We start from the raw sequence: 2123 nt of genomic DNA on the forward strand, positions 1-2123 counted from the left end.
CCGATAGAAGAGGATGTGTCCGCCTATGATTAATCCGAATTTTGTTACTCCGCAGAACTTCGGAGCCTTGTATGATGGAGCAGCAGACGATACCACTCCGGTCAATAAAGCGCTGCAATTCGCTGCGATCAATCAGATGAGCGTCTACTTTCCTCCCGGCAAAGGTGCTGTAGTGTCCCAAGCAATCACCGTGCCATCTGGCGTCAGACTTATTATGGATGCCCCGCTTATTTATAAGGGTGACAACATTCAACCTTGTCTGCTGATAGGCAGTGCCATCGAATCTACCATCATGATGGATTACAAATTGAATGTCCGAAATGCACAAGTATCCGACTGGAGCAGCGAAGGGAACATCGGCATCATTCTGACCAACTTCATCTCATGTAATGTCGACATTGTAGGAATCGATGGCTTCACAATCGGTCTGCAAGCTAAGGGAAATAGTAAAGGATTCTCCTTCAACAAGCTGACTCTTGGACAAATCATGAATAATAAGATTGCGCTGGATTTGTCGGCAGTTCGTTCTGGCTGGGTCAATGAAAATTTATTTGAGAATGGAAGGTTTGGATGCTGGAGTCAGGTCAATACGAATGCAAGCCGTTACGGAATTCGCATTGTATCGCCTGATAATTCGTACTTTTACAATAACAACAATGTCTTTATCAAACCTAGCTTCGAGCTTGGCCAATCCTACCTGACGGGCAATGCCGAAGCAGTCCCGCTTCTGATCTATCACGGTGAGCAGAATAAATTCCAAGATATGCGCAACGAGGACAATAATACAACCTTTGTACGGGTGTTCAACTCGTCTTCGAATAACGTGTTCAATGTCGGTTATGGAGAACTAGACGGAAGCAATATCGATGATCGAAGCCGTTATCCTGTATCCGTGTACTCCTCACGCAAATCCAAATTAATCAATACGAAAGGAAATATGATCTTCCTATCCGGTCCCCTGAATAAAAAAGCCTGCTACTATAATGGGAATAGCTTAGTTAATATTCCACGCGTTAATGTCGCCACTTCTCGCACGTCCACAGTTCTGAAATCCGGAGCAATGACGCTCGCCACTGAATATGTAGAGCTTATTCAGCCAGCAATCGGCGTATTCATCAACACCTCCAAAGCCAAGCGATTTATTGTACAAAAAGATACGATCGCTGGATATGGGGGACGCGTCATTGTCATCTGCTACGATGCAAACGGCAACATTCTAGGAAGCACTATTCAAAATGAAGCAACAGTCAAAGGCTCCTCCAACGCAGAGCCCTACTTCAATACAACCGCACCCGGGGGTGGAGCAATAGGCGGTTATATTACCGGCTCTGATTCCAACAAAGACTTCTATTTCCGTGTTCATTCTGATGTCACTATGATACGCGTCTTGTTATCAGGAGGAACACAGCCGCTGCGCATCAAGAGTTTCTGCATTTACAGCATCGACAGCACGACAGCGGTCTGGTCTGGCTACGAAGAGATCATACCTGGTGTGAATCTTGGCACGCAGCCGCCTACTGCAGGACAATGGGAAAAAGGGCGAATGATCTTGAACGACAATCTCTCGCTGCTCGGCACCGACGGCAGCAAATATGTTGTAGAAGGCTGGCAATGCATTCAAGCGCCCAATCAGTGGATAGAAAAAAGATCCTATACAGGCTTATAAAAAAATGGTATGGGCAGCCGGGTGATTCCTTCTTCACTCGGCTTCTATGCTTCTTCCTGTTCTACACACTTTGCCGATAAATCGCATTCTGCTGTAAATGTTCCAAAATGACATCGACCACCCGATCCTGTTCGGCACTCGTCAGATTCGAGCCGGATGGCAAGCATAGCCCTTGTGCAAACAATTGCTCGGACACACTAAAATCTGATTCGTGAGGGAAATATAAGCAGGAGTGGAACATCGGCTGCAGATGCATCGGCTTCCATACGAGACGCGCCTCGATGCCGTTCTGCTGCAGAGCAGTTTTGATCGAGAGCGGATACGTTCCCGTACGCTTGCAGTCAACCAAGATAACCGTAAGCCAGCAAGTCGATCTTCCGTAGGTAGGTTCTGATATCAGCCGAATACCATCATAAGCTTCCAATACACTCCGATACCGCTGATATACGAGCCCTCC

General features: G+C 46.8%; 2 protein-coding genes. One reads left to right on the forward strand and one right to left on the reverse strand.

Annotated elements, in window-relative coordinates; genetic code table 11:
• The first annotated feature begins 25 nt into the window (after positions 1 to 25).
• Positions 26 to 1666 (forward strand): hypothetical protein, encoded by a 1641-nt coding sequence (locus tag AZ66_RS28760; protein WP_044358059.1) that lies wholly within the window; start codon positions 26 to 28, stop codon positions 1664 to 1666.
• A gap of 61 nt (positions 1667 to 1727) precedes the next feature.
• Here AZ66_RS28760 and AZ66_RS28765 read toward each other — a convergent pair.
• A partial coding sequence (locus tag AZ66_RS28765; protein WP_044358060.1) for a DegT/DnrJ/EryC1/StrS family aminotransferase occupies positions 1728 to 2123 on the reverse strand: 396 nt, incomplete at its 5' end.

It is taken from the genome of Paenibacillus sp. E194 (genome assembly GCF_000935845.1).
Classification (GTDB): Bacteria; Bacillota; Bacilli; order Paenibacillales; family Paenibacillaceae; genus Paenibacillus_B; species Paenibacillus_B alvei_B.